The organism is Paenibacillus sp. 01T422 (assembly GCF_056398785.1).
This window is the reverse complement of the sequence record NZ_JBFTQB010000309.1, coordinates 1-6562: the sequence shown is the minus strand read 5'-3', so window position 1 is coordinate 6562 and position 6562 is coordinate 1. Positions and strand designations below refer to the sequence as shown.

General features: G+C 46.4%; 7 protein-coding genes. 5 read left to right on the top strand and 2 right to left on the bottom strand.

Annotated features, from left to right (window positions below; all coding sequences use genetic code 11):
* Both AC1DUA_RS18040 and AC1DUA_RS18035 read right to left on the bottom strand, forming a co-directional pair.
* On the bottom strand, positions 1–224 hold a 224-nt coding region (locus AC1DUA_RS18040), incomplete at its 3' end, for an acyltransferase family protein (protein ID WP_477501087.1).
* 172 nt (positions 225–396) lie between these two features.
* Positions 397–732 carry a YlbF family regulator gene (locus AC1DUA_RS18035; RefSeq protein WP_477501086.1) on the bottom strand — a complete coding sequence of 112 codons (336 nt, stop codon included), beginning with the start codon at positions 730–732 and terminating at the stop codon, positions 397–399.
* Between the two features lie 160 nt (positions 733–892).
* Between AC1DUA_RS18035 and AC1DUA_RS18030 the strand changes: the two genes are divergently transcribed.
* From AC1DUA_RS18030 to AC1DUA_RS18010, 5 genes are all read left to right on the top strand, one after another.
* Entirely contained in the window at positions 893–2269 is a 1377-nt protein-coding gene (locus AC1DUA_RS18030) for a YheC/YheD family endospore coat-associated protein (RefSeq protein ID WP_477501085.1), read from the top strand.
* Positions 2270–2278: 9 nt separating this feature from the next.
* Positions 2279–3406: a YheC/YheD family endospore coat-associated protein gene (locus AC1DUA_RS18025; protein WP_477501084.1), complete on the top strand. Its 1128-nt coding sequence runs from the start codon at positions 2279–2281 to the stop codon at positions 3404–3406.
* 92 nt (positions 3407–3498) lie between these two features.
* Positions 3499–4863, top strand: a complete 1365-nt coding sequence (locus AC1DUA_RS18020; protein WP_477501083.1) for a YheC/YheD family endospore coat-associated protein — start codon at positions 3499–3501, stop codon at positions 4861–4863.
* On the top strand, positions 4863–5990 hold the full coding sequence (locus AC1DUA_RS18015) for a YheC/YheD family endospore coat-associated protein (protein WP_477501082.1): 1128 nt from the start codon (positions 4863–4865) through the stop codon (positions 5988–5990). Before AC1DUA_RS18020 ends, AC1DUA_RS18015 begins: the two co-directional genes overlap by 1 nt.
* A 6-nt stretch (positions 5991–5996) precedes the next feature.
* Positions 5997–6562, top strand: a 566-nt coding sequence (locus tag AC1DUA_RS18010; RefSeq protein WP_477501081.1) for a YheC/YheD family protein, incomplete at its 3' end; no start/stop codon positions are given.

Below are 6562 nucleotides of genomic sequence, written 5' to 3'. Positions count from 1 at the left end.
CTCCAATTGTCTGTATAGATGTAGAAAAGCACAATTCCGCTTAAAAAGATAAACACGGGAACCGCAAAATAACTCATTTTGTTCAAAAATAATAAGAGCAACTGCGAACTGCTGCCCTTCAAAGCCGGATCTACTGTCCAGTCCGCCGTAACATGGATCATGACGACTGCGAGGATAGCTATCGCTCTGACGATATCTAGCTCCGTGATTTTTTGTTTAGCCATATCGGTTTCAGGTCCTCTTTTCCTATTCAACAATCCCCTTTTACTATAGACAGTTTCGACACATTTCGCAACCTGACAGCGCTTACTTATCTTCATATAAAAAGACTATCCAGGATGAAGTAAGTTAACTTCCTGAATAGCCTCTTATTTAACTTCTATTACATTGGATCTTCTAGTTCAACATTGCTTGCAATGGCTCTGCAATAATGCGTTGAACGTCTTCCAGTACAACAGATAAACGACGCTCTGCATCAAATAACTTACCAATTCCTGAGTTCAGAGCTAGAACGTCATACAGCTTTTGCAGCTGCTCCATCTCCTCTTGAGGCGGCATCTCGCCTACAGCCATTTTCTGTTGCAGTTCATTTTGACGCGAGCGAAAATCTTCCAATAAGTTTTTGCTAGAAGCATCCTGATTAATCTGCGCTCGAATCTCCAGCATATCCTTGTATTCACTGCTTTCCTTAATCGCTTTTGCCAGCTCATAGGCTCTATCGTGTACGTTCATTCTCATTACCTCCTAATTTATCCCAAATACGGTTGGGCTCTTCCCCCAAACAGTTTCGACTACATACCAAGCACCAAGGTATATATGTCCTCATATGATGGAGTAGTTTACTTTGCTTAAACAGCAATGCCATTTTTGATGCTGGAAGGAGTGTTCGCTATTGACCAGGACGAAAGTCGGAATATCCATTCAAGGCACCAGCATCTATTTGGATGATCGGACCGTTGTTCTAAGTGAAGCCATTGCAAGAAGATGGAAAGTTCCGTCCAATCAATCGATGATCCTGCGTTTCGGCTCTGCCAAACAGGATGTTAAGGTCGTCACCGCTGCTACATCGAATAGTTTACGGTTCAATCCTGTCCTCGCTACCAAGATCGGTATTCATCAAGGGGCGCAGCTTAATATCCATTATAGGCAAAATGTGGGCACTTTGTCGATTGGACCTCTAATTGGCGTGATGGTCAGCCGCGTTTATTCAAGTTCACACGACCGCCCATTTGGTGCTATTACCGCTTTTTGTAAAGAAATGACGGACGCATGTGAACGTTATGGGGCTGTTGTCTGCTTCTTCCCGCCTGGTGAAATGCATTCGAATGCCAGTTCCATTTCCGCGTATGCGTATGCCAATGGTTCCTGGAGCAAAAAAACGTTTCCGATCCCCAATGTGATCTACAACCGGCTTACTTCGCGCAAGTATGAGAACTTGCCGAACGTTCAACAATTTTTGAAAGATGCTAAGACCCGTTATGGCACAGAGGTTTTCAATGAGAAATATTTGAACAAAACGGAAGTGTTCGAAGCTTTGCGCAAAGATAGTTCCCTTCATGGGTATTTACCGGAATCCTACCTCTTCAAAAATTATCAAATGTTAAAATCTATGGCCTCCCGCCATCCCGTTCTATTCCTCAAGCCAATTACCGGCAGCCTTGGTAAAGGAATTATCCGTATTCGCCGAGACCCCGGTGACGTCTATACTTGTCATTATACGAATTTAACAGGCGTACGCAAACAAACGTTCCCGTCCCTTTCTGCTGTCTTCCAAGCGATATCCGGTAAGCTCAAGACACAGCGTTATCAGCTGCAGCAAGGACTTGATCTCATCACGACAGACGGCAGATCGATTGATTTTCGTTCGCTTGTTCAGCGTGGGGCCAAAGGTGAGTGGGCCATCACTTCCATTGTCGGCCGCATTGCCGGGTCTCAGCATTTCGTCTCCAACCTTGCACGAGGCGGTAGTCTGACGAATGTAGTGGGCGCACTTGCCAAAACGCCATTTACTTCAGCCACTCGTGTCTCTGTAACGGCTCGTTTGCGCAAGGCCTCTATCGACATTGCCAAAGGGATTGAAGCCCAAATCCCGAGTCATTTTGGAGAGCTGGGGATCGACCTTGCTGTAGATAAAATGGGGAAGGTTTGGCTGCTTGAGGTAAACTCCAAACCATCTAAGGATGATAACACACCACTCAACAATGACAAGAAAATAAGGCCTTCCGTGAAGCAACTCGTGCAGTATGCCAAATATTTAGCAAAGATTTGAGGTGGAACTATGCGGTTAAGCACCAAACGTCCCTTGCTGGGGATTATGGTCACAGAAGTGAACCGGGAACTGCCTTTTGCTAGTTCAGGCTTTTATAAGCATCTGACTTATTATGGCGCCCGTGAAGGTCTGGACGTCGTCGTGTTCTCACCGAATCGCATCGATTGGAAAGGGCAAACGGTACGCGGTTACACCTACTTGACAGAAACAAAAGAGTGGGTGGCCAAACTCGTCCCGCTGCCCTCACTAATATATGACCGATGTTTCTTTAGCAATAAACGCAGCTATGTACAGTATCAGTACCATGTGAAAAAGCTGCGCGAAACACCGCTTATTCGCTTCCTAGGTTATGGATTGGGCGGAAAATGGGAAGTCGATCAAATTTTGCAAAAAGACAACATGATCAGCAGTTACTTACCTGAAACAAACTTGCTCACAAGCGGCAGTGCACTGAGAAACTGGCTTCAAATAAGGGACGACGCGTTCCTTAAACCACAAGGCGGCAGTCAAGGAAAAGGCGCCTTGCATCTTCACAAAGTAAACACCGTGCTCGGAAACAGCACCTATCATATCAAAGGTCGCAATGCTCATAACGGGCTCGTCGATCACCAATTTAGCGATTTCCATTCCTGCTGGCAATGGCTGCGCAGCTGTATCGGCAACAGGCCATACCTGATGCAAGAATATCTGCACCTTCATTCATCAGAAGCAATGGCTTATGATATTCGCTCTCTCGTCCAAAAAAACGGCTCCGGCATATGGGAAAGCACTGGCATGGCTGTTCGTGTCGGCAAACCAGGCAGCGTGACTTCCAATCTGCATGGCGGAGGAAGTGCTGAAGAGGTTTCCGCCTTTCTAACAAGGGAATTCGGCGATACCAAGGCTAGTGAGTTGATATCAACACTAACTTTGCTATCGAATCGAATCCCCCCACTTCTGGAAGCCCATCACGGACGATTGGCTGAGCTCGGTATTGATCTTGGGATTGATACCTGGGGACGCGTCTGGATTCTCGAAGTGAATTCCAAGCCAGGCAGAACGATTTTCGCGCGCATGCGCAACGAGAAAGCACGGTTGAAATCCATAGCTAACCCTATTTATTATGCTGGATATTTGCTGCACAAAAAGCTGAGTTAAGCTTGGATTGCTGGTAAGTGCCCGGGTAGGCAGACATTTGTCTACTTTGACACGGAAGCCCCGTAGGGCAACAAGTTTAGGAGGGTAACCTAATGAGTTTGACAACGTGTATGCTCCACGCCGTACAACGAACAGATAGATCGGTCTACTTAACAAGTGAGCTCGTCAAAGCTTTACGGTTAACCGGTACCAAATCGATTACTGTAAAGGTCGGCAGCAAAACAGCCACCCTACCGATCCGCCTGATTAAAAAAAGTGGCCAGCATATGTACATTCCGCTTTCTTTAATGGCTTCACTACGCATACCTCGCGCAGGGAGCGTTATGGTCGCGAGCGCGAATAATAAAGAACTGCGCATCGGCCCGCTCATCGGCGTTTTAACGAATATTGCAGGCGGTTCTTCTCCCTTTGGTACAAAAACCGGATTCATCCGTCAGGTTTTAAATACAGGTTCAAGCAAGTCATTTATTTTCGCTTTCAGCCCGAAAGGGGTTAACTGGGTACAGGAGACCGTTACGGGCATCATTCCCAAAGAAGGTGGCGGCTGGATTCGTAAAACCTTCCCACTGCCAGATGTCGTCTACAACCGCCTCTCCAGCCGTATAGCTGAGAAGTCCGCCGGCATGGAGGGCTTTAAGGATCGTTTTGTACGCAGAGGGATACCGCTATTTAACTGGAGCTTTTTTGACAAATGGGATGTCTACAAAATGTTAGCTGGCGATGATGCTTACAAATTCGTTCCAGAGTCCCGGATTAATCCATCTGCGGATCAAATTAAGGAAATGCTCGACAAGCATAAATTTATTTATTTGAAACCAACGGGTGGCAGCTTGGGCATCGGTATTTTCCGGGTGACCTATAACCCGAAACGCGGTTATTTTGTTCGCTACCGCAAAGGCGGTAAAAACGTACTTATCCGTTATGGAAAGTTCGAAGGTCTCATGCAAATGCTCGGGACGGGACGGGGTCGTCTATCCAATTACGTGGCACAGCAAGGCATCCGCCTCATTGAAATTGACAACTGTCCCATTGATTTCCGCTTCCACATGACGAAGAACGGTAGTGACAACTGGGTCGTCGCCGCCATTGGGGCCAAGAAATCAGGAAAGGGCAGCGTAACCACCCATATCCGTAACGGCGGACAATTAATGACGCCAGATCAAGTGCTTCGTCAAATCTACGGCAGCCGTGCGGAGCAGGTGCTCAGCAACGCCAAAGAAACTGCGATTAAACTCGCCGAAGGAATCGAAAATAATTATAACCACTTGCTCGGAGAGCTCGGATTCGATATTGGTATCGATCAAAATGAGAAAATTTGGATGTTCGAAGCGAATGCCAAACCAGGTAGATCGATCTTCAAGCACCCGTCATTGAAAGAAGGAGACCTTGCTACTTTACAAAATATTTATGAGCACTGCCTTTATTTAAGTCGATTCCGCTCTAGGAGGGAAAACTAATGGCTTTCTTCCTGCACAATAAAGAGTCGAATCCGAGACTTGCCATTCTCACTGTGAAGGATAGCAATCGAGTATTCCGCGGGAATTTGCACAATTTCCTTGATTTGATTCAAACTGGTGAACGGCTTGGGGTTGATGTGTATGTCGTGACAACCAAGGATTTCAACCTATCAGGCAATGAGATCTACGGCTTCCGCTACAACAGTCAAAACAAAAAATGGAGCAGGGAACTCGTTCCCGCTCCTCAAGTCGTCTACAACCGGATTCCTTACCGCAAAATGGAAATGAAACCCGAAGTCCAACAAACGATTCAAGCTTGCAATCGCAGCTCCAGTGTTCATTTATTCAATCCATCCTTCTTTAACAAATGGACCTTGTTTAGCTGGCTGAACGGAGCCAAGGATAGCAAACCTTATATGCCCGATACCAAACAATTAAGTTCAGCTGACGACATGTCTTCCCTCCTGCGCAAACACGCCGTGCTATATTTGAAACCGGTGAAAGGCAAAGCGGGAAAAGGTATTATGCGCATAGACCGAATAACCACGAAAAGCGCACAAACCCAATACCGATTAAGCCGCCAGGTTGACAAACAAATGACTTATAGCGTCCATAATTCCACCTCGGAGCTTTGGAACGAATGGAATCGCCACCGCGGCTCTAACGAGTACATTGTTCAGCAAGGCATTGCTTTAGCAAGGTACAAACAGCGGGCATATGATTTACGAGCTCTCATTCAGAAAACGTCCAAAGGAGAATGGAGCGTGTCAGGTGTCGGCGCACGTGTAGCAGGTAAAGCCAGCATCACGACGCACGTTCCTCGAGGCGGTTCAATCGATGATCCGTTCAAGCTGCTCTCACAGGGCTTCGGACCAAAGGAAGCAAAAAGCATATTGAAACGAGTTGAAACAGCTGCCGTCACACTCGCGACTCAAATTGAAAAATCGTCAGGCAATCAACTTGGTGAAATGTCGATGGATATTGGTGTCGATGTTGGAGGCCACATCTGGTTCTTCGAAGCGAACTCCAAACCAATGAAATTCGACGAACCGAAAATCCGCAAAAAATCACTTGAACGCATTATTCGTTACAGCCTTTATTTAATAAATAATGGAAGAAGAAGGTGATTATGCTTGTCTTCACAACGACTAGGCGTACTCGCTATTTATTTAAGCAAATCTCGGCTGGAAGAACTCTCTTACTTTCAAAGGCTCAGTAAAGAAGGTAAAAAAATGGGCGTTCAGGTCGAAGTTTTCTCGCCGACCGATGTCGAAGCTGACAACTCGGTACGCACATTAACCTATGATGCTACATTACGCAAATGGATTCGGCGCCGCACGTCGATGCCTCCTGTCATTTATGACCGTTGCCGCTACAAAGCAGCTGCGAACTATCAAATGCTCAAAGCATTTCGTAATCGGCATGCCAAACTAATCTTTCTGAGCCGGCCGCTAGCCAACAAATGGTCGATGCATCAGATTCTTTCCGAAAATGAAGGTATCCGCCCTTTCCTGCCGGTTACCGTCCGATACAGTTCCGTTCAAGAACTGCTGAAATTTATAAAGAAACACTCACTCGTCTACGTCAAACCRAAAAACGGTACAGGTGGAAGAGGCATCCTGCGAATCGAACAGCTGGGTCCAGATTTATTTCTATTGCAAGGAAGAAATCAGCAAAGAACCATCATCGCCCCTTACCG

What these genes read in the sequence shown, in the direction of transcription:
- AC1DUA_RS18020 (WP_477501083.1), top strand. Translation starts at nt 3,499, where the DNA reads ATGAGTTTGACAACGTGTATGCTCCACGCCGTACAACGAACAGATAGA.
- AC1DUA_RS18035 (WP_477501086.1), bottom strand. Translation starts at nt 732, where the DNA reads ATGAACGTACACGATAGAGCCTATGAGCTGGCAAAAGCGATTAAGGAA.
- AC1DUA_RS18015 (WP_477501082.1), top strand. Translation starts at nt 4,863, where the DNA reads ATGGCTTTCTTCCTGCACAATAAAGAGTCGAATCCGAGACTTGCCATT.
- AC1DUA_RS18025 (WP_477501084.1), top strand. Translation starts at nt 2,279, where the DNA reads ATGCGGTTAAGCACCAAACGTCCCTTGCTGGGGATTATGGTCACAGAA.